At 53.5% G+C, this 21,656-nt stretch carries 26 protein-coding genes; 2 read left to right on the top strand and 24 right to left on the bottom strand.

The genetic code is table 11. From position 1 onward, the window contains the following. Nucleotides 1-337: 337 nt before the first annotated feature. From bioD to bioB, 4 genes are read right to left on the bottom strand one after another with little or no spacing between them, the layout of a single operon-like run. The gene (bioD, locus tag QUF14_RS04590; RefSeq protein WP_000044834.1) at nt 338-1,015 is read right to left on the bottom strand and encodes a dethiobiotin synthase; all 678 of its coding nucleotides are present in this window, start codon (nt 1,013-1,015) and stop codon (nt 338-340) included. Next, the gene (gene bioC / locus QUF14_RS04585) at nt 1,008-1,763 is read right to left on the bottom strand and encodes a malonyl-ACP O-methyltransferase BioC (RefSeq protein ID WP_000246776.1); all 756 of its coding nucleotides are present in this window, start codon (nt 1,761-1,763) and stop codon (nt 1,008-1,010) included. Before bioC ends, bioD begins: the two co-directional genes overlap by 8 nt. Next, nucleotides 1,750-2,904 (bottom strand): 8-amino-7-oxononanoate synthase, encoded by a 1,155-nt coding sequence (gene bioF, locus QUF14_RS04580; protein WP_000118861.1) that lies wholly within the window; start codon nt 2,902-2,904, stop codon nt 1,750-1,752. The genes bioC and bioF overlap by 14 nt, the downstream gene beginning before the upstream one ends. Then, nucleotides 2,901-3,941: a biotin synthase BioB gene (bioB, locus tag QUF14_RS04575; protein WP_000930076.1), complete on the bottom strand. Its 1,041-nt coding sequence runs from the start codon at nt 3,939-3,941 to the stop codon at nt 2,901-2,903. The genes bioF and bioB overlap by 4 nt, the downstream gene beginning before the upstream one ends. Nucleotides 3,942-4,027: 86 nt before the next feature. Between bioB and bioA the strand changes: the two genes are divergently transcribed. Beyond that, nucleotides 4,028-5,317: an adenosylmethionine--8-amino-7-oxononanoate transaminase gene (bioA, locus tag QUF14_RS04570; RefSeq protein WP_024212250.1), complete on the top strand. Its 1,290-nt coding sequence runs from the start codon at nt 4,028-4,030 to the stop codon at nt 5,315-5,317. Nucleotides 5,318-5,375: 58 nt separating this feature from the next. Continuing rightward, complete coding sequence (locus QUF14_RS04565) at nt 5,376-5,852, top strand: kinase inhibitor (RefSeq protein WP_000767385.1); 477 nt, start codon at nt 5,376-5,378, stop codon at nt 5,850-5,852. Nucleotides 5,853-6,463: 611 nt separating this feature from the next. On the opposite strand, the gene QUF14_RS04560 is transcribed toward QUF14_RS04565, so the two are convergent. The 20 genes from QUF14_RS04560 to gpFI form a co-directional block, all read right to left on the bottom strand. Continuing rightward, the gene (locus tag QUF14_RS04560; RefSeq protein ID WP_137537269.1) at nt 6,464-7,036 is read right to left on the bottom strand and encodes a DUF4376 domain-containing protein; all 573 of its coding nucleotides are present in this window, start codon (nt 7,034-7,036) and stop codon (nt 6,464-6,466) included. Nucleotides 7,037-7,050: 14 nt separating this feature from the next. Continuing rightward, nucleotides 7,051-9,330: a prophage tail fiber N-terminal domain-containing protein gene (locus QUF14_RS04555; RefSeq protein ID WP_286333404.1), complete on the bottom strand. Its 2,280-nt coding sequence runs from the start codon at nt 9,328-9,330 to the stop codon at nt 7,051-7,053. A gap of 24 nt (nt 9,331-9,354) precedes the next feature. Then, nucleotides 9,355-10,443 (bottom strand): late control protein, encoded by a 1,089-nt coding sequence (locus QUF14_RS04550; RefSeq protein WP_286333403.1) that lies wholly within the window; start codon nt 10,441-10,443, stop codon nt 9,355-9,357. Beyond that, entirely contained in the window at nt 10,434-10,652 is a 219-nt protein-coding gene (locus QUF14_RS04545) for a tail protein X (RefSeq protein WP_100733528.1), read from the bottom strand. Before QUF14_RS04545 ends, QUF14_RS04550 begins: the two co-directional genes overlap by 10 nt. Then, entirely contained in the window at nt 10,627-11,115 is a 489-nt protein-coding gene (locus QUF14_RS04540; protein ID WP_065225030.1) for a phage tail protein, read from the bottom strand. The genes QUF14_RS04545 and QUF14_RS04540 overlap by 26 nt, the downstream gene beginning before the upstream one ends. Before the next feature lie 2 nt (nt 11,116-11,117). Next, a complete protein-coding gene (locus QUF14_RS04535) occupies nt 11,118-12,770 on the bottom strand; it encodes a hypothetical protein (RefSeq protein WP_042966834.1) in 1,653 nt (550 codons plus the stop codon). Beyond that, nucleotides 12,751-12,888, bottom strand: a complete 138-nt coding sequence (locus QUF14_RS04530) for a hypothetical protein (RefSeq protein ID WP_156841731.1) — start codon at nt 12,886-12,888, stop codon at nt 12,751-12,753. Before QUF14_RS04530 ends, QUF14_RS04535 begins: the two co-directional genes overlap by 20 nt. Then, on the bottom strand, nt 12,888-13,190 hold the full coding sequence (locus QUF14_RS04525) for a phage tail assembly protein (RefSeq protein ID WP_001291419.1): 303 nt from the start codon (nt 13,188-13,190) through the stop codon (nt 12,888-12,890). Before QUF14_RS04525 ends, QUF14_RS04530 begins: the two co-directional genes overlap by 1 nt. A 76-nt stretch (nt 13,191-13,266) precedes the next feature. Then, the gene (locus QUF14_RS04520; RefSeq protein WP_042970832.1) at nt 13,267-13,785 is read right to left on the bottom strand and encodes a phage major tail tube protein; all 519 of its coding nucleotides are present in this window, start codon (nt 13,783-13,785) and stop codon (nt 13,267-13,269) included. Continuing rightward, nucleotides 13,782-15,257: a phage tail sheath C-terminal domain-containing protein gene (locus tag QUF14_RS04515; protein ID WP_042970833.1), complete on the bottom strand. Its 1,476-nt coding sequence runs from the start codon at nt 15,255-15,257 to the stop codon at nt 13,782-13,784. The genes QUF14_RS04520 and QUF14_RS04515 overlap by 4 nt, the downstream gene beginning before the upstream one ends. 54 nt (nt 15,258-15,311) lie before the next feature. Continuing rightward, on the bottom strand, nt 15,312-15,839 hold the full coding sequence (locus QUF14_RS04510) for a tail fiber assembly protein (protein ID WP_135564919.1): 528 nt from the start codon (nt 15,837-15,839) through the stop codon (nt 15,312-15,314). Between the two features lie 26 nt (nt 15,840-15,865). Next, nucleotides 15,866-17,125, bottom strand: coding sequence for a phage tail-collar fiber domain-containing protein (locus QUF14_RS04505; RefSeq protein ID WP_047087332.1), 1,260 nt, complete (start codon nt 17,123-17,125; stop codon nt 15,866-15,868). Next, a complete protein-coding gene (locus QUF14_RS04500; protein WP_042970777.1) occupies nt 17,122-17,712 on the bottom strand; it encodes a phage tail protein I in 591 nt (196 codons plus the stop codon). The genes QUF14_RS04505 and QUF14_RS04500 overlap by 4 nt, the downstream gene beginning before the upstream one ends. After that, nucleotides 17,705-18,619, bottom strand: coding sequence for a baseplate assembly protein (locus QUF14_RS04495; protein ID WP_042970779.1), 915 nt, complete (start codon nt 18,617-18,619; stop codon nt 17,705-17,707). Before QUF14_RS04495 ends, QUF14_RS04500 begins: the two co-directional genes overlap by 8 nt. Beyond that, entirely contained in the window at nt 18,594-18,950 is a 357-nt protein-coding gene (locus QUF14_RS04490) for a GPW/gp25 family protein (RefSeq protein ID WP_021562190.1), read from the bottom strand. Before QUF14_RS04490 ends, QUF14_RS04495 begins: the two co-directional genes overlap by 26 nt. Nucleotides 18,951-18,981: 31 nt before the next feature. Further along, complete coding sequence (locus QUF14_RS04485) at nt 18,982-19,605, bottom strand: phage baseplate assembly protein V (RefSeq protein ID WP_042970780.1); 624 nt, start codon at nt 19,603-19,605, stop codon at nt 18,982-18,984. Continuing rightward, nucleotides 19,589-20,140: a hypothetical protein gene (locus tag QUF14_RS04480; RefSeq protein ID WP_042970786.1), complete on the bottom strand. Its 552-nt coding sequence runs from the start codon at nt 20,138-20,140 to the stop codon at nt 19,589-19,591. The genes QUF14_RS04485 and QUF14_RS04480 overlap by 17 nt, the downstream gene beginning before the upstream one ends. An 11-nt stretch (nt 20,141-20,151) precedes the next feature. Then, nucleotides 20,152-20,874: a hypothetical protein gene (locus QUF14_RS04475; RefSeq protein WP_040091458.1), complete on the bottom strand. Its 723-nt coding sequence runs from the start codon at nt 20,872-20,874 to the stop codon at nt 20,152-20,154. After that, complete coding sequence (locus tag QUF14_RS04470; protein ID WP_236927362.1) at nt 20,855-21,259, bottom strand: head-tail joining protein; 405 nt, start codon at nt 21,257-21,259, stop codon at nt 20,855-20,857. The genes QUF14_RS04475 and QUF14_RS04470 overlap by 20 nt, the downstream gene beginning before the upstream one ends. Next, nucleotides 21,259-21,624 carry a DNA-packaging protein FI gene (gene gpFI, locus QUF14_RS04465; protein ID WP_040091460.1) on the bottom strand — a complete coding sequence of 122 codons (366 nt, stop codon included), beginning with the start codon at nt 21,622-21,624 and terminating at the stop codon, nt 21,259-21,261. Before gpFI ends, QUF14_RS04470 begins: the two co-directional genes overlap by 1 nt. Nucleotides 21,625-21,656 lie beyond the last annotated feature (32 nt).

Raw genomic sequence — 21,656 nt, 5'->3', positions numbered from 1 at the left:
TTATGGCAAGAGATGCCTCTTCAGTGACTGCCATTGCAATTATCTAACCAGTTAAAAAATAAAAGATATTTCTTTGAGCCGTCTTTAACGCCAATTCGCGTGCAAGCCGCGTATTCTCTCGCTTGCCTCGTGTTTTCTAACTCTAATACACATGGTTATCCACAGGAATAGTGGATAACTGTCTGCAGCCCCTATCCCCCGCCGCCTGGGCAATTCCCACATTCACCGCATGATGCGGAAGTAAAATTTTTTTCGTGATTATTTTAGAATTTAATTGGTTAAATTGCAGTCAACCGAAGACGCGATCTCGCTCGCAATTTAACCAAATACAGGATGGCTACAACAAGGCAAGGTTTATGTACTTTCCGGTTGCCGCATTTTCTGGATTTTCTGCAAGCCAGGGAATTTCGCCCAGCAGCGGCGCGGGAATCATGCGGGTGAGCGTGGTCATATATTCAGCGTGACGTTTTCCAGGAGGCGTGACATCATTCGCCACCCAACCCGCCAGAGTGAGTCCGGCGTGTTGTATTGCCTGTGCCGTCAACATCGCGTGATTAATACAGCCGAGTTTCACACCAACTACCAGTATCACCGGCAGTTGTTCCTGTGTTACCCAATCCGCAAAAGTGAAAGTGTCAGAAAGCGGCGTAAACCAGCCGCCAGCACCTTCCACTAACACCCAGTCAGCCTGTTGTTCAAGCGCGCGTAATCCGTCGCTCATCACCAATGATTCTATCGGCCTGCCCTCTTGCGCGCTGATGATGTGCGGTGAAGTGGGTTCTGCGAAGGTGTAAGGATTTACCGTTGCGTAATCCAGCTGCAGGCTGCTGTTGTGCTGTAACGCCAGCGCGTCACTATTACGTAAGCCTTCCGGGGTCTTTTCGCTGCCAGAGGCGACCGGTTTATAACCTGCCGTCCGATAACCTGCTGCCTTCGCGGCTTGTAAAAGTGCACAACTGGCGACAGTTTTCCCCACTTCGGTATCCGTTCCGGTGACAAAATAACGTTTACTCACGAGCAATCACTCCCAAAAAAAGATGATACGTCAGAGGATATCGCCCCTGTTGTTGCGGCCAGGCCAGTTGCAATCGCTGCAACTGCGAACGCGTTAATATTCGTGGGTAGCGCCCTTCATGAAGATGCGTGGCACCGATGCCTTTCAGCGAACGCATGGCACTGAGCGCATCAGCAAACCACAGCGTGATGGGCTGAATATGATGTTGATAATGCACGCTGTTCAGCGACTGTTCGATTTCATCTGGCGGTAAAAAACGATTAGCATGCGGGCGCTCGTCCACCGCCTGCCACGCCTGATGCAATTCAGGGAGCGATCCCTGCACCAGCGTGGTAAACGCGACCACGCCTCCGGGGCGCACCACGCGACACAGCTCGCGAAGTGCCGTGGATAAATTACCGCACCACTGCACCGCGAGATTGCTCCATGCAAGATCGAAGGTTGCAGTCGCTAACGGCAGGGATTCGATATCTCCCGCCAGATAATGGTCTGCGGCATCCTTCTGGCGTGCCTGAACAAGCATTGGCGGCGAAAGATCTAACGCCGTCACCTGCGCGTGACGTTCACGCCAGTGGCGGCTCATCCAGCCTGGTCCACAACCCGCATCCAGTACGTGGGTGTATTTACGCTGTGGGAGCATTGCCAGTAAGACATCAGCACTCTGGCGCTGTAGATCCGCATGTTGCTCATAATGTGCGGCTGCCCGACCAAATGCCGCAGCAATGGCTTGTTTATTAACCGTTGCCATGCAGCACCTCCAGCAGACGGTCGATATCCTGCATTTCATGCGCGGCGGTTAGCGTTAAGCGCAGTCGCGCAGTACCAGCGGGTACGGTTGGCGGGCGAATCGCCGTGACCCAGCAGCCTTGCTGGCGCAGTTTTTCTGCCAGTTGTAACGCACGGCTGTTATCACCGACAATCAATGGCTGGATGGCGCTGTATGAATCAGCAAGCGTAAACGGCAAATCCTGTACTCCGGCACGAAAACGCGTAATGAGTGCCGCCAGTTTTTCGCGCCGTGCATCACCCTCATCACTGCGAATGACCGCCAGCGACGCACGTAATGCCTGCGCCTGAGCGGGCGGCATACTGGTGCTGTAAATAAGATGGCGGGCAAATTGCAGTAGATAATCCGCCACCGTATCGGAGCAAAGCACCGCTGCCCCGCTGACGCCAAATCCTTTGCCAAAAGTCACCACCAGCAATTCTGGTTTTACCTTTTGCAGCCAGCAGTTGCCGCGCCCCTGTTCACCGATAACACCCGTGCCGTGGGCATCATCGACCATCAACCAGCCATTGTGCTGTTGCGTTACCTGCTGGATTTCCGCCAGTGGCGCACTATCGCCGTCCATGCTGAACACGCCTTCTGTCACCACCAGTTGCTGCCCCGGACAGGGGGAAGCAAGCAGTCGCGCCAGATGAGCGACATCGTTATGGGTAAAACGGCGAAGCTGCGACGGGCTTAAACTGGCAGCTTCCAGCAATGAGGCGTGACTCAGCCGATCGGCAACAATACGGTCCTCTTTCGCCGTCATCGCGGTAATGACTGCCTGGTTAGCGGCAAAACCAGAGATAAACAGCAGTGCCCGCGAATAGCCCAGCCACTCGGCCAGTTCTTCTTCCAGCGCCTGATGCGCCACGCTATAACCGCTGACGTGACCGGAACCGCCGCTACCGACGCCAAATTGTTCCGCCCCCTGCTGCCATGCACGGATGATGTGCGGATGATGACTTAAACCTAAATAATCGTTACTGGAAAAGTTCAGATACTGACATTCATCCGCCACCAGCCAGCGACCGGCCCCTTGCGCCACCGGATAACGGCGACGCAGGGCATCGGCAGTACGCCGCGCATCGAGCGCCGCGTTGATTTTCTCCTGCCAGCTCATAGTGCTGCCGCGTTGTAATATTCGTCAGTGTCCGGGGTCATCAGCGCCTGTTCAAGACGTTGCTGTTGTTCGTTATCGCCCGCCAGCACGGCGGTTTGCTGCGGATTTAACCCCAGTTTGCGGAACAGTTGCAGGTCTTTATCTTCTTCCGGATTCGGCGTGGTCAGCAATTTGCAACCGTAGAAAATCGAGTTTGCGCCAGCCATAAAGCACATCGCCTGAGTCTGTTCGTTCATCTGCTCGCGTCCGGCAGAAAGGCGCACGTAAGAGGTCGGCATCATGATCCGCGCGACTGCAATAGTGCGAATAAAATCAAAGGCATCGACATCATCGTTATCCGCCAGCGGCGTGCCTTTCACCTTCACCAGCATGTTGATTGGTACGCTTTCCGGCGGCGTCGGCAGGTTTGCCAGTTGTAGCAATAATCCGGCGCGATCTTTGACCGTTTCGCCTAAGCCTACAATGCCACCTGAGCAGACTTTGATCCCGGCATCACGCACTTTTTCCAGCGTGTCGAGACGTTCCTGATAGGTGCGTGTGGTGATGATATTGCCGTAAAACTCCGGCGAGGTGTCGAGGTTGTGGTTGTAGTAATCCAGCCCGGCATTCGCAAGGCGCTGCGCCTGAGATTCACTCAACGTGCCCAGCGTCATACACGCCTCCAGGCCCATCGCTTTTACCCCCTGCACCATCTGCTCCAGATAGGGCATGTCTCGTTCGTGGGGATTCTTCCACGCCGCGCCCATACAGAAACGTGTCGATCCCGCCGCTTTCGCTTTTCGCGCCGACTCCAGTACCTGTTCAACTTCCATCAACCGCTCGGCTTCCAGTCCGGTTTTATAACGCGAGCTTTGCGGGCAGTATTTGCAATCTTCCGGACAAGCTCCGGTTTTAATCGACAGCAAAGTGCTGACCTGGACCTGACGAGGATCGAAATGCTGACGATGCACCTGCTGCGCTTCAAACAGCAGATCCAACAACGGTTTTTCAAATAATTCTGTGACTTGCGACAATGTCCAGCGTGGGTGGTGAGCCATGGGGCTTCTCCAAAACGTGTTTTTTGTTGTTAATTCGGTGTAGACTTGTAAACCTAAATCTTTTCAATTTGGTTTACAAGTCGATTATGACAACGGACGATCTTGCCTTTGACCAACGCCATATCTGGCACCCATACACATCCATGACCTCCCCGCTACCGGTTTATCCGGTGGCGAGCGCCGAAGGTTGCGAGCTAATTTTGTCTGACGGCAGACGCCTGGTTGACGGTATGTCGTCCTGGTGGGCGGCAATCCACGGCTACAACCACCCGCAGCTCAATGCGGCAATGAAGTCTCAAATTGATGCCATGTCGCATGTGATGTTTGGCGGTATCACCCATACGCCCGCCATCGAGCTGTGCCGCAAACTGGTGGCAATGACGCCGCAACCGCTGGAATGCGTTTTTCTCGCGGACTCCGGCTCCGTAGCGGTGGAAGTGGCGATGAAAATGGCGTTGCAGTACTGGCAAGCCAAAGGCGAAGCGCGCCAACGTTTTCTGACCTTCCGCAATGGTTATCATGGCGATACCTTTGGCGCGATGTCGGTGTGCGATCCGGACAACTCAATGCACAGCCTGTGGAAAGGCTATCTGCCAGAAAACTTGTTTGCTCCGGCCCCGCAAAGCTGCATGGATGGCGAATGGGATGAACGCGATATGGTGGGCTTTGCGCGCCTGATGGCTGCACATCGTCATGAAATCGCGGCGGTGATCATTGAACCGATTGTTCAGGGCGCTGGCGGAATGCGCATGTACCATCCGGAATGGTTAAAACGAATCCGCAAAATGTGCGATCGTGAAGGTATCTTGCTGATTGCTGACGAGATAGCCACCGGTTTTGGTCGTACCGGCAAACTGTTTGCCTGCGAACATGCGGGGATCGCGCCGGACATTTTGTGCCTCGGTAAAGCCTTAACCGGCGGTACGATGACCCTTTCCGCCACGCTCACTACACGCGAGGTGGCTGAAACTATCAGCAACGGCGAAGCCGGATGCTTTATGCACGGGCCAACCTTTATGGGCAATCCACTGGCCTGCGCGGCAGCAAACGCCAGCCTGGCCATTATCGAATCTGGCGACTGGCAGCAGCAGGTAGCGACTATTGAAGTACAACTGCGCGAGCAACTGGCTCCTGCCCGTGACGCCGAAATGGTTGCCGATGTGCGCGTGCTGGGAGCGATTGGCGTGGTCGAAACCACTCGTCCGGTGAATATGGCAGCGCTGCAAAAATTCTTTGTCGAACAGGATGTCTGGATACGACCATTTGGCAAACTGATTTACCTGATGCCGCCCTATATTATTAGCCCGCAACAGTTGCTGCGCCTGACCACAGCGGTTAATCGCGCGGTACAGGATGAAACATTTTTTTGCCAATAACGGGAAGTCAGCGTGAGGGTTTCTGGCTACACTTTCTGCAAACTAGAAAGGAGGGTTCATGAAACTCATCAGTAATGATTTACGCGATGGCGATAAGCTGCCGCATCGTCATGTCTTTAACGGCATGGGTTACGATGGCGATAATATTTCACCGCATCTGGCGTGGGATGATGTTCCTGCGGGAACGAAAAGTTTTGTCGTCACCTGCTACGACCCGGATGCGCCAACCGGCTCCGGCTGGTGGCACTGGGTAGTTGTTAATTTACCCGCTGATACCCGCATATTACCGCAAGGATTTGGCTCTGGTCTGGTAGCAATGCCAGACGGCGTTTTGCAGACGCGAACTGACTTTGGTAAAACCGGGTACGATGGCGCAGCGCCGCCGAAAGGCGAAACCCATCGCTACATTTTTACCGTTCACGCGCTGGATGTAGAACGTATTGATGTCGATGAAGGTGCCAGCGGCGCGATGGTCGGGTTTAACGTTCATTTCCACTCTCTGGCAAGCGCCTCGATTACTGCGATGTTTAGTTAATCACTCTGCCAGATGGCGCAATGCCATCTGGTATCACTTAAAGGTATTAAAAACAACTTTTTGTCTTTTTACCTTCCCGTTTCGCTCAAGTTAGTATAAAAAAGCTGAACGTGAAACATTAAAAACCATTAATATCAATGTCTTATAATGCATTTAGCTTAAAAAATAGACTGCATAATACTGTAAAACACAACATATCCAGTCACTATGAATCAAATACTTAGATAGTATTAGTGACCTGTAACAGAGCATTAGCGCAAGGTGATTTTTGTCCTCTTGCGCTAATTTTTTGTCGTAAAATCGGTAACGGCTGGAAATCATTCAATACTCGCACTATCGGAAGTTCACCAGCCAGCCGCAGCACGTTCTTGCATACGACGTGCCTGCGGTTTCAACTCCCGCCAGCTCCACCACTTTTGATAGGACTGAACCGGACAGCAGCAATAAAAACAGCCAGTTACGGACACTGACCAGACAGTGAGTGGACCAGAAAAAGACAAAAATATACACGTAAAATGCACGTGCATTTCAAAAAAGCCTCTGATTATGGAGTCAGAGGCTTTTCTATTTGTAACTAAGAGTAACAATTCAACACGATCCATACTTAACAATTACGTAACGTCAAACGCTCGAATTGATCCCAAATCCTCCAGTGTATTTAACGCATCTTTCATCTCACGCTGACGCTGATAAATCTCATCGTTGCGATCGACCTGCGCCTGCGCCATCGCTGCAGCCAGCCCCTCAAGTTCCAGCATCGACAGTTTCACCTTCTGATTATCAGCGTCACCCCACACCATAACATCCCGTGCAGTGTAGGATTTCGCCGATATCACCACCGGATAAAGACGGGCTAGTGAGTCGGGGCCTGCGTTCCAGGTGTGACCGTTCCATTCGAACGTGAACGACAGTGCTTCCTGTTCTGTACGCCATGCCTCAATTTCCCGCCTTTTGGCATCCTTTGCCGCGGCGATAAGTTCAGGCGTGACAGTGAACGGAGCGATTTCGCCCCATTTCCCGCTTTGCAGCTCCTGCCAGATGTGCTGGCCTGTCGGGGCCGTATCATCCTGTATGGCGGTATACAGGACAAACTCCGTTTCACCTTCAAATAACACCTCGCAGTCAATCGCACCATTTTCAAGATAATGTGCGTTTCTGATGCCTTTCACCGCTCTGATTTTCATGTCTGATTTCCTCATTACTCAATGCGTACAAAAAGACCGATAAAGCCACGCTGAGTACCATAATTGTTACCCAGGCCCGAAAGCGCCGTGTAACGACCGGGGAAGTTGTATTCACCGGCACCGCCAATCACAACCTGCGGTGAGGATGCGTATGTCCCTGTATCACTAACCTGTGCACTCATGGCCAGAGGACCAAGACGGGAACCCGGCACAGTATCACCGAGTCCCAGAGAAGCATTTTCACCAAAACTTTCTCCCTGATATACCGCCATAATCGGCACACCGACGGCCGGGTATTGGTAATATGAGAACGGACCATTACCGGCGGTTGAGGACATCAGATATGCCAGGGAGTTGCCGTCATACACAATAAGGCTTGATGTTGCATTCCAGCTGTTACCACTGTAGCGATAACGCATACAATGTATGCTGTGCTCATCCTCGTAATACTGGTTGTAGTACAGCAGCATTTTGAATTTACGCGCTGAGTCTGAACCATCGTTATCAGAGGGTGACCACATCACATCAATGATACCGTTAAATTTCGTGGTGCCCACCAGCAGCGTGGAGGAGTCCGCAATACTGACCGCATAACGCCCCGGGGTGACTGTCTGCAGCCATATAACGAAATCAGCCTGTCCGTTAAATGACAGAGCTTCGGCGCTGGTGAATGCCTGTCCAAACCCATACATCCCGGACAGGGCCAGCCTGCCCGGTGTGCGGTCACGGATATCACTCTGGGGTTCCATCGTCGCAGCCGCGCTCAGCTCAAGCTCCGTGCGCATGGCTTCAGCCGTGTCATGCGCCAGCAATGCGCGGCCCTTCTCTGACAGCAGAGACAGTGAGGCATTCCCGTCTGTATTGAAGTACAGAAGATTATCTGCCCGTTGCGTCAGTGCGCTGATTGCCGTTAAGACGTCATTAAGCGGTTGTTTGCCTGCCAGCGCGTTTGTGATTGTCGTCGCAAAGTTCGGGTCATTGCCCAGCGCCGCTGCCAGCTCGTTCAGGGTGTCCAGAACTTCCGGCGATGAGCCAACCAGCGCAGCAAGCAGTTTGCGCACAAACGCTGCGTTCGCTGCTTCCAGACCGGCGGCATCATCCGGTGGGGTTGGGGTGGTTGGGGTGCCGGTGAAGGCCGGGCTGTCCAGTGGCGCTTTTGTTTTCGTCTCGTCCATGACGGTTTTGACAGCCTTTGGCGTGGCAGCCAGTTCCTCGCTGTCGTTGTCCGTATCACTACACAGTTGCACCAGACCTTTTTCTGTCGTGGAGGCATTTGTTGCATTCAGGTCATCAACTATCTGCTGCGCCTCATCCCTGTACTGTTTCGCTTCCTGCGCATTGTCTGCACCTGCATCCTGGCTGGCTTTAGCCTGTCGGGCGTATTCAGCGGCGCTGTTTTCATGCCCGAGTGCAGCATTTGCTGCATTTTCCGCGCTGGTTGCAGCTGATGATGCGGCATTATGATAAAGGCGGGCACGTTCGGCGGCATCGACTGATTCGTCCCGCGCTGTGCCTGATGTCTGTGCGCTGTTTTCTGCCTCACCCGCAAAACGTTCCGCATCATCACGGGCGGTGACCGTTGCCTCCACATCCTGCGCGGTCTGCTGTGCGCTTTGTGCTGCATTATCAGCGTGATTTTCCGCATTCTGTTCGCTTTGTGCGGCAGCTTCGGCACTGGCTTTTGCCTCGCCGGTCAGCGTTGCAGCATCAGCAAGTTTATCGACCGCTTTCCGGACTATCGTGTCGGCATCCTTAACGGCCTGCTCTGCGCGGGCTGCATCCTGTGTGGCAGATGACGCCAGCAACGCCACCTGATTTTTATCTTCGGCAACGGCTTCTGCATTCTGCTGTACGTTATCCGCCAGCGCCTCGCAGTCGCTCTTAATTTGTTGCGCATCAGTGACATGTTGCCCGGCCTGTCGTTCGCTTTCCGCTGCTGCTTCCGCGCTCTGCTGCGCCTGCGCCACCATTTCCTCAAAGCGTTTCACTACATCCGGTTTTAAATCGCCTTCATCAAGGGCGGTCAGAAAGTCGTTCAGTGTGCCGGGCTTTGAGTCGTCGTAAACCGAAATATCACCGACGCAATATTCTCTTTCAATACACGAACGAAGATAAACATCATATCTTCCGGTCTGGGCTTCAAATGCATATTCTCCTGCCGGCCCTGTCACCACTGTTGCCACCGTTCTCATGACCACTGCGGATGTATTTTGCCGGGCTTTCAGAATAATATGGTATCCGGACAAGGGGAGCCCCGCACCATCCGTCAGCACACCCGAAATTAATACAGACATTTTTAATTTCCTGATTTAAAAAAATTAACCGTAATAATTGACACCTTTTTTATCCGCGTTCTTCTTCCCTGATGCCTGTCCTTTCGCGGAAATATCCGTGGTCAGCGACAGATTCAGCGAAAATCCCTGCCCCGGTGCCAGTGAAAACTCCACCGATTCAGCCTGCCAGTAATGGTCCTCACGCACACCAAATCCCTGCGTGATAAAACGCACCTCCGCCCCCGCTTTCAGCAGTTCCGGTCTGCAGGGCAACGTTATCGTCATCTGGCGTCCGGCTTTCTGCACACGTTTAACCTTCGACTCTGCACAGTGTTTTGCGGTGCCCTGGTCAGGCTGGGTAAAGGGATGCCGCTTATCTGTTGACTCCACGTCAACTTTAACTTCACGTGTGCGTCCGTCACGGGCATCAAAATACCGGACACCCACTTTCCCATCTTTCCCGCCACCCGCAGCGCCCTGTCGCTCACCTTCACGATAATCCCAGTCTGATACCATACCCGGCGTAATGGTTATCTCAGGGGCATTTCTGCCCCCTGCACTCTGTGATGCCCCGTATTCCAGAAACAACCAGTAGCCACTGGTCGGTTTACTGGTGGCACCGTACATACCTGCAATGCGGGACAGGAGGGCTGCATCAGATTCTGATGACTGCATCACCCACGGGATATGAATACCAGCCAGCGCCGGTGATACCTGCGCCACCAGATTATTTTCAGTGGCGATGGTTTTTACCAGGTCTCCCAGCGAGATATCACTGAAAGCGCGGGTTTTCAGTGCGGTCACGTCCGCGCCATGTTTTGACGCATTCATGGGGGCTGCGGTGGCATAAATAGTGATCCGGCGGGGAGGGCCACCACTTGCCACCTGACAGACGGTAAAGCTGCCTTTATTTACCAGATTTCCGTTGAACCCCAGTCCCAGCGTTAGCACCGCGCCTTTCGGGGGCAACGCCAGCGTCTCACTGAACAGCGTTATCATCAGTTCATCGGACCGCTTTGTGCCAGCACCATTATCGGTATATCGCAGCTCAGCCAGACCTCGTTTTATTTCCTTCGTGATATCCTGACCTTCCGCTGTCAGACTGAAATCCGGCTGATACTCATTCACTCCCATAACTGAAACGTCTCCTTCACTTCCGGTTCATATACCCAGTCCGGCAACACGATTTCCACTCCCGCCGGATAGACCGGACCAAGGTCAGCCAGCCCCAGATTAGCCTCCAGTACCGCCGCCAGTGACTGGTTAAGCCCGGCACTGCCATAGTGCCTCTGACAGATGTCATCCAGCATATCGCCGTCAGTGGTCCGCCAGTTTTTCGCCATAGTATTTCAGCTCCAGAGTGAACGTTTTATTCTTTGGCGCACCGCCGGGAAGAAAGGAGGTGGTGTTATCTGAATAGGCGGTTGCCACGAAATACCCCATCACATCACCTGTGCACGAGACCAGAAGATGCGGGGCCGGATTGTCATCCACCATCTGAACCAGTGTATCAAGGGCATCCATTCCCACACCGTCACGAAATCCCGCATGCACCATACCTTCAAGGGTTATCGTTCTGGCCCCCTTGCCGGTATACTGCAGCAGGTCGTTTTTTCCGATAAGCTGTTGTTCATCCCATCGCCATTCCATCGTGCGCTTCATGGCGTTATACGCTGCCGTATCGATACTGAATTCAAACTCACCAAACGACAGCATGACGCGGGAAGCCACCTCCGTTAATGAGCCCACTGCGTCCCATGCTTCGCGCTCAAGCCGGTTTACGCCCCAGCCCAGTAAATCCACCATCTTCACCCCCAGGATTCATAACCATCAGTCATACGGGAACGCTGGCCAAAATTAATATCCCCCAGATTTTTCATCACCCTGTCTGCAAGTTGTCCGGCATCCTCGCCAGGTTTCTGGGTAATGTTGAATTCCGCCCGTATCTGATACGTGGGTTTTACTTCCACCTGGCTGATACTGCCGGGTGTATACTGGAGAGCTGAAAGGCGATCAGGATTTTCCTGTCCCTGACCAGCCGCAGGAAGTCCGTCAATGTAGGTGCGGGATTTCTCTTTTATCGCCTTAAAATCAGGTTCTTCCTTCGGTCCCAGCAAAGGGTCGAGAAATGCATCAAACTTTTTATCGTCATGATTCCAGGGGAGATAACCGCGGGTGTCTTTATAGGCCTGTACAACCTGTTTTGTCAGGTCAGGATTTTGCCTGAGCAGTTCATCAAACCATTCACCCTGACCGTTTTTCTGCGCCACTACTCTCGCCAGCTCCGGCGACCCCATTTTTGCCAGATACTCCAGCACTTCCCGTCGGTCCTCTCGCGGATCATCCGCCAGCCCCCACTCAATGGCTTTTTGTGTAATTCCGGCAAGAACTTTTCCAAATTTCCACATCCAGGCAGCCAAGTCGATCAGCGCCGGCAGGGCATCATCACGAATAAATGCCCGGATTTTTTCCAGTCCACCATTCTTAAACCAGGCCGCAAGGTCATCCGTCACCTGTTGAATATGTGGTGCCAGCTCCTTACCCAGTTGCCCGCTGATTTCATCAATGGACGAACTCAGAACATTACTGAGATTTGACAGCGCCATATGCCCCTGAACTGCGCCATCTGCCCCTGCCTTTGTCACCAGGTTATAGCGTTTCTGCTCACTGATAAGCTCCCGGTAAGTTTTTCCTGACAGACGCATCCAGGTCAGAATTTTATTGGCCTCACCACCAAACAACGCATCTGCCATCCCGGCTGCCACCTGTTCATTCTCTACCTGCAGTAAGCGATCAAATAAAAATTCGACCTGCTCCTGGTTACTTTTCCCTGCCATCACCCCGGCTTTCAGTCCCAGTTTGCCAAAGACCTCCTGAATGGCCCCTTTATCCGTGGCACCATTACCATCGTCAAAAACCTTGTTCCGGTACTCCTCAAACAGATCACCGATGTTTTCACCGTTCAGCCCCATCAGTCGGGCCAGAGAATCCCACGCCGCATAGGTTTCATAATCCACTCCGTAACTGCGGGCGATCCCTGCCCGCTCCGCCGTTTCACTGTTCCGGCTAAGTGCTGCACCTGCAGCGCCTGCCAGTGTCAGTCCTGCCCCGACTGAAAGCCCGCCCCCCACTTTCAGGGCAGTCATTCCACGCCCTTTCCAGCGAGCCAGACGTTCCGCACGCGCCAGTTCACGGTTAAATCTGTCCTGCTCAGCGGTGGCATCATGGATTTTTTTACCCAGCTTTTCATACTGCTTTCGCAGATCGGTAATATCCTGTCCTGCCAGTACGCCAGCCTGGATTTTTCGTTTCAGTACGTCCTGCTGGCGTGTCAGACGAGCCACTTCACGCGTGGCTCCGGAAAGGCCCTTTTTCAGGCCATTAACAGAATTTTTCCACGACGGATCTATCGTGCCGCCGATCCGGATATTCGCTCTGAGGTTATCGCCCACCGTTGCCATAACACTGCTTCCTCTCTTCCGCCTCTGCCAGCATTATTGCCACAAAATCCTCATACGGCAGTGCCATCACATCTCCGGGTGACCACCCGAACCATACTCCGGCACGCCGTATCGCCATCAGGATGTTTTCTTCTTCCGCCGGACCGGCGGCAGCAAAAAAACATTAAACTGCCGCTCCAGGGCCAGGTAATCACACGCTTCCATGTTCATCATGTCTGCCGCGTCCATCCCGCACAGACCGGCAATCATATCCAGATCAGCCTCTGCTTCCGGTTTGGTACTCCGGCGATGCAACAGACGATCGCGGACGGTGGGCGCACGCATGGTGACGTGCGTGATCGTCTGTCCTGATGCGGTGACATACGGCACGGATAACACAATTTCCACGCAGCTGGCAGGAACACTGTTTTTTTCCGACATAAGCATCTCCTAAAAAAAAGGCGGACTGAGTTATTGTCGTCTCATACCTGAGCCGCCTGAATGACAGGATCCCGGATTAAACCCGGATGATTTTTTTCAGATCCGCCAGAACATTAACGCCATTAATACGACGTACAAACTCCTCCGGAATAATGCAGATGGTTTCCACACCGTCGACAGCCTGGCGGTAATAACTCAGCGATATTTCCACCGTCACCGAGGCGTCTGCCTGCGATGTTGCCGGACGTGCATCCGGCGTGATGCTGGTGATCATCCCCTGCAGGGTTTCCACCTGTCCGCTGGTCGCATTCCCCACCTGATAGCCCTGGCGCACAACAATCTCCGGCGAATAAAGCCCGGCCTGTAATCCCAGCAGCGTCAGCATGGCAACATCATAGCCATAAATCTTAAACGAACAGGTCAGCGCTTCCATGCCGTCATCCACTGCCACCGGTGCATCCATTGCGCCGGTTTTGATATCCACTGTCGTGATATTAATGGCAGGCGGCGTGTATTCATGCGCACCCTGAAGGCGGATCCCGCCAGGAAGAAATAACGCCCATGCGCGCAACAGTTTTTTTTCACCCGTCATCATACTGTCAGTTCCTCCAGCGCCAGTTTATTGTTAATCATTGCCCGCAGTGTCAGGCGCTCCAGTGGTGACTTCGGCCCAAAGTCATAATCAATATACAACTGCCCTGCTGCCAGGGTTTCTGCAGTGTTCAGTTCATCGTTCAGCCATGCACTGCCACCGTGGATCGCGCCCAGATTTTTAAGCTGACGCATATAGGCATTAATGCTGCCAAGAATGTCGTCTGCCACATCCCGATCAAGCGGGCGATCGACATAAGGCAGCATGGCCTCCTGGATGCTGTCCTCAATCACATCTGCAGTGCGGCGTACCGGCTCAAAACGCCACTGACTGTGGGATGTGCACAGACGGTTACCCCAGTGTTTAAAACCGTCATGGCGAATAATGGTGGAGATATTTTCCATGTTCAGCAGGTTTGCCGTGCAGTTCTGCTCTCCGAGAATAAATGTGTCCACCTGCTCCAGACCGGTGATATTCATCACATCCTGGTTTGATTTGGACCACCACCACCCTTTTTCGTAATCAATACGGGCCCGCAGCCCGGCAGCACGGGCCGAATATGGACGAAATATCGTCTGCCCGCTGTCATCCGTCACAGACACGCGCGGACGCAGCAGCTCCACACGCCCGCCAAATGACGCGCGCCGCTGAACCACATCCTGCGGCGTTGCCATTGAAGGCGAGTCAATATAGGCCACAGCCCGCAGCTTCACGGCATACGTTTCCAGCGCCTTTGCCACGCCATCATCCTCACTGTACCCCGTGGCAATGAGGATGCGCGGTTGATAGCCTGTCACGCCCTTACTTTCTGTCAGCGCCTCCATGGCCTGAATCACCGCCGCACGCTGTTCGGCCTCTTTCTCCTTTGTTTTACTTTCTGCGCGCACCACAATCACCAGCGCACCAGTCTGGTCAAAAATATCTCGCAGGGCCGGGTATAATGTTCCGGCTGTACCCAGTTTCCCTGCCTGAGTAATGGCCCCTGCCACCACCACCGGTGTATTGACCGGGAACGCCTCATCTTCCCCGCCGGATAACGTCAGGCTGAACGGCGACACCACATTATTTTCAGCGCCTCCTGCATTCAGGGAGCTGACAGCCGCCGTCACAGGCGAATCCCCCAGCGCATTCACCGCTTCAGTCACACAGTCCACCGTGGCGTTAACCTGGCTGTGTTCGTCCGTCCCCAGCGTTATCGTCAGGGTTGTGCCTTCCAGCGATGCCACTGTCTGCGCGTTTTGTTCTGTGGCAGCGACGGCAACCACCGAAATCTTATTACCGGCCCGACCTTCCAGTTTCGCCGTGAAATCCAGCGCCGTTCCCAGCAGCCAGGAGCCGGCGGTGCCGGAAGCGCACACGCCACCAGAGGCGCCCGGCGCTGTCCCCACCAGGCCAATCACTGCAGTGGAGATGGTCTGCACGGCAACCGTGCCTGTCGTCAGTTCAATGGTTTCAACACCATGTAGTCCGGACATACATTTCTCCCATAAAAAAACCGCCCTCAGGCGGTCAGATGATTCATTTCTTTTTCAGGTATTTTGTGGCTGCTCCGGCCAGTCAATATTGTCGTAAGCAGTCTTGTCTGCAATTGTACTGAAATCCATCGACTGCAATTCCTTTGCGTAAATACGCCAGACTTTCAGTTTTTCTTTTTCTTCATCACTGAGAATGCCCAGCGCCAGGTCGGTAGCCCAACCGGATGTGATATCCTGTGCCGTCATCAGCAGACGCTGACGTTCTGCCTCTGCTTTGGCCACATAATCCACTGGCACAGGCAGCACTTCGCCGTCCTGGTAATACCATCCACCATCAATATTCACACCATCAGGAAGTACATCCAGTTCGGTAACACTTGCATTAAGTGGACAGAGCGCAGAAACATCGGTTGTAATGCTGCGGACAATGTTATTACTGTCATACATGATTTTGTATGTATTCGTCGCAAACTGTTTCTGGCATTCGTACCAGTCCTGACCATCCTCACTGATGAGATATAACGCCCACGCTACTGGTGGATTTTCCGGTGTGTATTCTCTGAAGTTTTTAATGTTTATCATGGTGTTTACCGTTCTTTTACGCGAATTCATATCGACGATACATTCATCCAGGTACCATTCACACAATACTGAATGGTCCGGTAATAAATACCACCAATGTTATCTGCAGAATTGTCGCCAGTATCCTGAACGATTATCCCGGTCATGACGTTTCCGCTACCAAGGTCCTGCGTCCAGGTATACCAGTTACCTGCGGGGGAGTAGCTTTGTCTTGACCCCAGCCTTACAGAAGTGATACTGGCCCCTGTTTTTGCGTAACGTGCATCGAAGTTTCCGTAGTCTGACGGTGTCACCCGCCCTGAAACATTCACTGCCCGGTTACTTTGTAACTCGCCATTCTGAAAACGGAATACGTGCTGACCATTGGCATAAACATCCAGCAGGCCGTCACCATTCTGTTTAAAGCCAGTATCACTGTCACCAATTGCAATTGAGTTACCACCCAGCGCATTCTGAACACCGATACCCAGCGCACCATTCACCTGAGAGCCACCGCCAACAGACACTTTGTGCGACATGGATATCTCCCCCGTCCGCAAGTCAATACTGAACGGGCGCAATGAGCCAATATCACCATTTTCACCCTGACCTTCACTGGTAGGAATAAGGTGCAGGCACTCTTCCGAACGGCGAAAAATCAGACCAAAGGCTTCGTTGAAAATCCTCAGCGCATTAACACCACGGATTTTCAGTTCCCCGCTCATGGTGTCACCATCACGCTGAACGGCATTTTTTGCCTTATCCACCGTGGGTTTTAATCCGAGGTTTTCAACAGACTCATCCTTGTCTTCCACATCCGAAAGATTATTTTTTCGTTGCAGATAGCGTCTGTCTCCGATTTCCTGAGTAATAATGGCTCTGTCCGGATCAACCTCCAGCACCACGCTTTGCGCGTGCGTCAGTCCAAGAACCAGCGTCAGAATAACTTCCTTAATAACGGAATCCGTCTGGTCTGGTAAAAAGGTGTCCGGATAACGTCCGTACGCGATAAGCGTACCTCTGTCGCTGATCATCCCCAGTTCACGAAGGGTTTTACCGGGGTATGATTTACAGTCAATCACAATATCCCCGCTGATGAAGCCCTCCTCCACCGCACCGTCGGAAAAGGGTTCCTGCCCGAATTCGCCGTACAACGATGTCATTGCTGCCATTTCATCCGGCGTGGAAGGCAATGCCCGCCCGCCCCCGTCACCAAGCAGAACATGCCGGACGGTCACGGTTTGCCCGTTCTGATATGCTGCTTCAATTTCTGCAGCGCCGGACGTTGTCAGAATCAGTCCATTCATACTCCTGCCTCACTCTGCCCGCCAGTGGGCACTGTCTTTGTTATCACACCAGTACTTCTGATTTTTTCTGTCGCCATCACATAGCCGTAACCAAATACCCGCCCTGTGCTGTTCCCGTAAACGTGAATACTGAACCAGCTGCGCAGATTTTTGGCACGGAGTACCGCATGCTTCAGATCCTGATGATCATTCATCAGCACCGGTAAATCCTTCTGCTCCACGTTCAGACGAAAGGTATACGGCTCCCCGGGTGGGGTCTGCTCATACCACTCAACAATCTTCGACCGGAAGGGACTGTCAGCCAGCGATGCTATCAGCGCCGCTTTAGTCCCTCTGTGGCGGTGGATGTAAGCAGCACGTTTTATCGCAGACCGTTTTTCCGCCTCCGTCCAGTGTTCATTCCAGGTGTCCACCGCCATTTCCCAGGCCAGCCATGGCAGCAATTCAGCAGGACATAAATCGGGATTTTTAACATAGCGGATCAGGCAGACCGCTATGTCTGACAGCATATCTCCGGCGACACAGTCCACCACCCGCTCTGCCCGGCTGGCACTGACCGGCAGTATGCTCCTGATATCGTCATTCATCGGTTGTCTCCACCTTGTTCAGCGTCACCTTACGGCACCACGGTGCCTGCCCCATCGCAGGAACGATATCACTGCCCGGAGAGGTCAGATTCACCGTAATCACCCCGGTCTGGTGAAGGGCACCATCCATGCCAGAACGGGATGCAACCGAGCCAATCCGGTGGACGCTGTCAGTGTATGACTGCAGCGCCTTGCGGGCATTTGCCATTACCAGTTCACCATCCAGTCCGTAGGGAATATGAATATCCGCCACCACATCGTAGGGAATAATTTCTGCCGCACGGACACTGACAAAATCCGTCAGGGGACGGGTTTCATCATCATTAACTGACGCTGCCACCTTATCCAGCAGGGGTTGTGATGCCGTACCGTTTCCGGTTCGTGATAACACATAAAGAAATACACGCCCTTCCTGTGAATGTGTTTCCGGCCCGTAGGCTTTCACATCCAGCACATCAGGATCGGCACTCCGGGCAAAATAGTGGTATGCGTTTTTCGCGCCTGCAGTGCTGAGTCGTGCCCATGACAACTGGATGCGTTCGCGAAAAGCGTCATCATCTTCATACACCGCCGGCGTGGGCGGGATGGTGCTGTCATCTGCCGGGGTAATCACCAGACGCTGTACCTGAAAATTCGCCCCAACCTGATCCAGATCGTTCCCACGGGCACTGGCAAGCAGTACGGCCCGGACGGCATCATTGACCTGCTGGCGCATCAGCGCCACCCGAAAAGCCAGCGCCTCCGCCCATTTATACGCCGGATCGGATTCCACCAGGGCCGAAAATAACGTGTCCAGCTCCTGATACTTCGCCACTATCTGAGTGACCAGCACAGCGGTGTCCGGTACCTCCACCGCATCCGGTACCGGTATCGCGGACAGATCAATGATTGCCTGAGACGTTGCCAATTTTTATCTCCTCAAGTCGAATCGTTTCCTGTGTTTCGTTATTCACCCCGACAAGCGTCAGCCAGGCGCTTCCTTCTCCTGTCCACGTCACTTCCACCCGCCGGAGAGTCAGGCGGGGTTCCCAGCGTTCAAGGGCGGTTGCCGTTTCACGAACAATCCTCACCCGCGTGAAATCATCCTGCGGGTTATCAAGCAGACTGAACAGCCTGCTGCCGTATTCCCTGAGAAGTACCCGGCTGCCGACCGGCGTTGACAGAATATCGGTAACGGACTGGCGCAGATGTTCATTACCGTGCAGATATCTGCCGGTGGCTGAATCAATACCAATCATGTTGTTTATTCCGGAAAAAACTGAAAGGAAATTACATTAGCTGGCCAGGCTGTCCGGTGCTGCCACCACTGTCGCCCCGGTGATTGTGACCGTTATAGACAAGCCGGATTTGACTCATCGTTCCGTAATGATCAGAAACCTCACCGCCGACCATCAGATCCGCCTTAACCACCGCCTCAGCATTCATGGTTGCTTTACCCTGTACGGTCAGGGTGTCCGTGATTTTCACCGGACCGTCCAGCGTTCCCCTGCCGGTAATTTTATAGCTGCCACCTTCAGCCAGCGTGATGGACAGGGCATTAGCCTGACGGTCGTAACGGATCTCCGTGCCGGTATCAAACAAAATAACATGCTCATATTCGCTGCCCGCCGGTACAGGAATGGCGTCAATATTCGCCCCCGGATACACACGACCGTTACGCAGATCGCCCGCTTCCGATATCACCGTGACCGCATCTCCGGGAGCCGGGTAATTACTGACCTGCATGTAACGCCCGGACTGCACCTGAATCCAGGGCAACGGCGGCGAAAGCACATCCCCGATATCCACCCGGACCATCACCGGACTCCCCGGGATCACCTCCTCCACCACGCCGCGCAGGACTATATTCGCCACCCTGCGGCGTAACTCTGCCACTTCATCCGCCAGACTCATCGCCGGTGCCCTCCGCTTTCCAGATAAGACGATAATCCTGCACATGTTTTTTGCCGGTTTCCGGTACTTTCCCCAGCCAGACTTCCTGTAACGGCGCACCTGCCGGAACCGCAAACGGATCTTCCCCGACAGGGATATCCTGTTCAAAAGAAACACGGAAAACGATGTAGTCATCCAGAAGCCGGTCGAAGGTATCCACCTCAGCATCAATAAAAACAGCCGGATCAACGTTATCCAGCCCGAACGTAGCTCCCTCAATCCAGTCAGACAAATCCATCGCCAGACAACGGGCAAAAATCTGCGGTTTTGGCACGTTCTCCGTCTTCCCGGCCCGGTCTGTCACCACAAACAGATCGCATTTCAGCGTGACCCGTGTCTGCCCGTCGGCAAACCGGGCCTTGTCCCAGCCGGGCACATCAACAAACACGGCAGGCGTCACCAGTTGAGTGACTTTTTCCGGGTACTCATCGGCATCTTCCACCCAGGGAATTTGTTTCAGACTGTCAATCACCGCCTGATGCCAGGCTCCCATCATTAATGGCTCCATCACTCCAGCCCCTTAAATACCCGGAATTTCAGTTCATGCTCAAAATTTTTCAGGATCAGTGCTTCCGCATCCGGAAAAACAAAATCCTCTATACGGTTCAGCATGGCTTCGTAAATATCAATTTCCGCTTCACGTACCCTTCGTCGTCCTGATACCTGCCGGACCAGGACAGTCTTACGCCGTGAAATGCGTCCGCGTCGGTTTTCAGACTCAAATTCATTAATGAAGGCCTCATCACCTGACCAGGTGGTGACCGGTATTGCCTCACCGGCAGGTTTAAAACGGATCTCCCTCGCCTTCCTGCTGCGTGAAGCTGGAGCAAAACGTCCCCGCTCATCACGCAACTGATGGCGTTCGCCGCGTCGTCCACCATTGATGCGTCCCCGCAGATCGCGTACTTTGATGGCGTTCAGGCCGAACCATACCTTTGCCTCGTCAAACTCATCGCCGTTTCTACGAATGACCAAATCACGCAGCACACGCCTTCCGATCATTTTCTGACTGCGTGGGGCAACCTGTTTTTTAAACTCTGCCATGGCCTTCATCCGCAGTGCAGACGCGGCTCTTTTCAGCGCCACGCCCCAGGCTTTACGGATCTGACTTTTTGACCCACCCAGTTTAGCGATAATTTTCAGCACCTCATCTTCATCAATATCGACGACGAGGTTTCGTGCCAGCCGTCGCTGCCGGGCACTGCTTCGTTCATGCTCTCTGACTGCCATAACGTTTACTCGGTCGTTCCGGTGCAGCAGGTGTATTTCTCCCCGGCTCTCCACGCGCAAGGGTGATGGTAATCACCCCCTGACCCGCAGTGCCTGACTCATCCCAGCCGGGATCGACTACCTGATAGGGTTCGCCGTGGATCATGACCCTGTCATATTTTTTCAGACCGGCGGCCCATGCGCTCCGGGTAAATAACACGGGCGCAGTATCACGAATTTCGCCGCTGCCAGTGTTCATCCCGGTGTTATCTGCCGGGGCATCAAAAACGGCACGGATTCTTCTTTCCGTGCCGCCCGGATATATGCTGATTTCCGTCCCCATCGTATCCAGGATGATGTCATCCGCATCACTCATGGCCTGATCGAACAGATTATCGAACATCATCACTCCCGGATTTTTTCTGCCAGACCGTCCGCCAGCAACGCAGGAACTGCGGCTTCATTAACCAGCACAACACTGGAGGCCCGGGCAAACATCAACATTTTTCCCGTCACAGCATCACAGGCTGGCATATGCGCCGTTTTCAGCATACGCACCCGGGCGAGTCCCCGCTCAGAATGCATTCCGTCGCCGGATGCATCGTTGCCCACCTCTTCCTTCCCTGTCTCCTCCCCATCGAATCCGGCGGCCTCCTCTTCCAATTCCGCCAGGCGCTGCTCAAGATCGGCTTTTGAACCTGAAATATCTGCTTCACGCCCCAGAATCACTGCCAGTTCCTGCAAACGTTCAGTCATCTGCTCTTTTGTCATCACATCTCTCCCGTACGCTAAAGAAAAAGGCG

The sequence above is a fragment of the Escherichia sp. HH091_1A genome (assembly GCF_030295175.1).
GTDB lineage: Bacteria > Pseudomonadota > Gammaproteobacteria > Enterobacterales > Enterobacteriaceae > Escherichia > Escherichia coli_F.
This window is presented reverse-complemented; position numbering and strand designations above follow the sequence as displayed.

What these genes read in the sequence shown, in the direction of transcription:
- QUF14_RS04505 (WP_047087332.1), bottom strand. Translation starts at nt 17,125, where the DNA reads ATGAATGGACTGATTCTGACAACGTCCGGCGCTGCAGAAATTGAAGCA.
- QUF14_RS04530 (WP_156841731.1), bottom strand. Translation starts at nt 12,888, where the DNA reads ATGGCGATACGGCGTGCCGGAGTATGGTTCGGGTGGTCACCCGGAGAT.
- QUF14_RS04485 (WP_042970780.1), bottom strand. Translation starts at nt 19,605, where the DNA reads ATGAGTCTGGCGGATGAAGTGGCAGAGTTACGCCGCAGGGTGGCGAAT.
- QUF14_RS04555 (WP_286333404.1), bottom strand. Translation starts at nt 9,330, where the DNA reads ATGTCTGTATTAATTTCGGGTGTGCTGACGGATGGTGCGGGGCTCCCC.
- QUF14_RS04515 (WP_042970833.1), bottom strand. Translation starts at nt 15,257, where the DNA reads ATGTCCGGACTACATGGTGTTGAAACCATTGAACTGACGACAGGCACG.
- QUF14_RS04540 (WP_065225030.1), bottom strand. Translation starts at nt 11,115, where the DNA reads ATGGTGGATTTACTGGGCTGGGGCGTAAACCGGCTTGAGCGCGAAGCA.
- bioB (WP_000930076.1), bottom strand. Translation starts at nt 3,941, where the DNA reads ATGGCTCACCACCCACGCTGGACATTGTCGCAAGTCACAGAATTATTT.
- QUF14_RS04560 (WP_137537269.1), bottom strand. Translation starts at nt 7,036, where the DNA reads ATGAAAATCAGAGCGGTGAAAGGCATCAGAAACGCACATTATCTTGAA.
- QUF14_RS04470 (WP_236927362.1), bottom strand. Translation starts at nt 21,259, where the DNA reads ATGATGTTCGATAATCTGTTCGATCAGGCCATGAGTGATGCGGATGAC.
- QUF14_RS04490 (WP_021562190.1), bottom strand. Translation starts at nt 18,950, where the DNA reads ATGATTGGTATTGATTCAGCCACCGGCAGATATCTGCACGGTAATGAA.
- QUF14_RS04525 (WP_001291419.1), bottom strand. Translation starts at nt 13,190, where the DNA reads ATGTCGGAAAAAAACAGTGTTCCTGCCAGCTGCGTGGAAATTGTGTTA.
- QUF14_RS04550 (WP_286333403.1), bottom strand. Translation starts at nt 10,443, where the DNA reads ATGGGAGTGAATGAGTATCAGCCGGATTTCAGTCTGACAGCGGAAGGT.
- QUF14_RS04480 (WP_042970786.1), bottom strand. Translation starts at nt 20,140, where the DNA reads ATGATGGGAGCCTGGCATCAGGCGGTGATTGACAGTCTGAAACAAATT.
- QUF14_RS04565 (WP_000767385.1), top strand. Translation starts at nt 5,376, where the DNA reads ATGAAACTCATCAGTAATGATTTACGCGATGGCGATAAGCTGCCGCAT.
- QUF14_RS04475 (WP_040091458.1), bottom strand. Translation starts at nt 20,874, where the DNA reads ATGGCAGTCAGAGAGCATGAACGAAGCAGTGCCCGGCAGCGACGGCTG.
- QUF14_RS04535 (WP_042966834.1), bottom strand. Translation starts at nt 12,770, where the DNA reads ATGGCAACGGTGGGCGATAACCTCAGAGCGAATATCCGGATCGGCGGC.
- QUF14_RS04520 (WP_042970832.1), bottom strand. Translation starts at nt 13,785, where the DNA reads ATGATGACGGGTGAAAAAAAACTGTTGCGCGCATGGGCGTTATTTCTT.
- QUF14_RS04500 (WP_042970777.1), bottom strand. Translation starts at nt 17,712, where the DNA reads ATGAATGACGATATCAGGAGCATACTGCCGGTCAGTGCCAGCCGGGCA.
- QUF14_RS04545 (WP_100733528.1), bottom strand. Translation starts at nt 10,652, where the DNA reads ATGGCGAAAAACTGGCGGACCACTGACGGCGATATGCTGGATGACATC.
- bioC (WP_000246776.1), bottom strand. Translation starts at nt 1,763, where the DNA reads ATGGCAACGGTTAATAAACAAGCCATTGCTGCGGCATTTGGTCGGGCA.
- bioF (WP_000118861.1), bottom strand. Translation starts at nt 2,904, where the DNA reads ATGAGCTGGCAGGAGAAAATCAACGCGGCGCTCGATGCGCGGCGTACT.
- bioA (WP_024212250.1), top strand. Translation starts at nt 4,028, where the DNA reads ATGACAACGGACGATCTTGCCTTTGACCAACGCCATATCTGGCACCCA.
- QUF14_RS04510 (WP_135564919.1), bottom strand. Translation starts at nt 15,839, where the DNA reads ATGATAAACATTAAAAACTTCAGAGAATACACACCGGAAAATCCACCA.
- gpFI (WP_040091460.1), bottom strand. Translation starts at nt 21,624, where the DNA reads ATGACAAAAGAGCAGATGACTGAACGTTTGCAGGAACTGGCAGTGATT.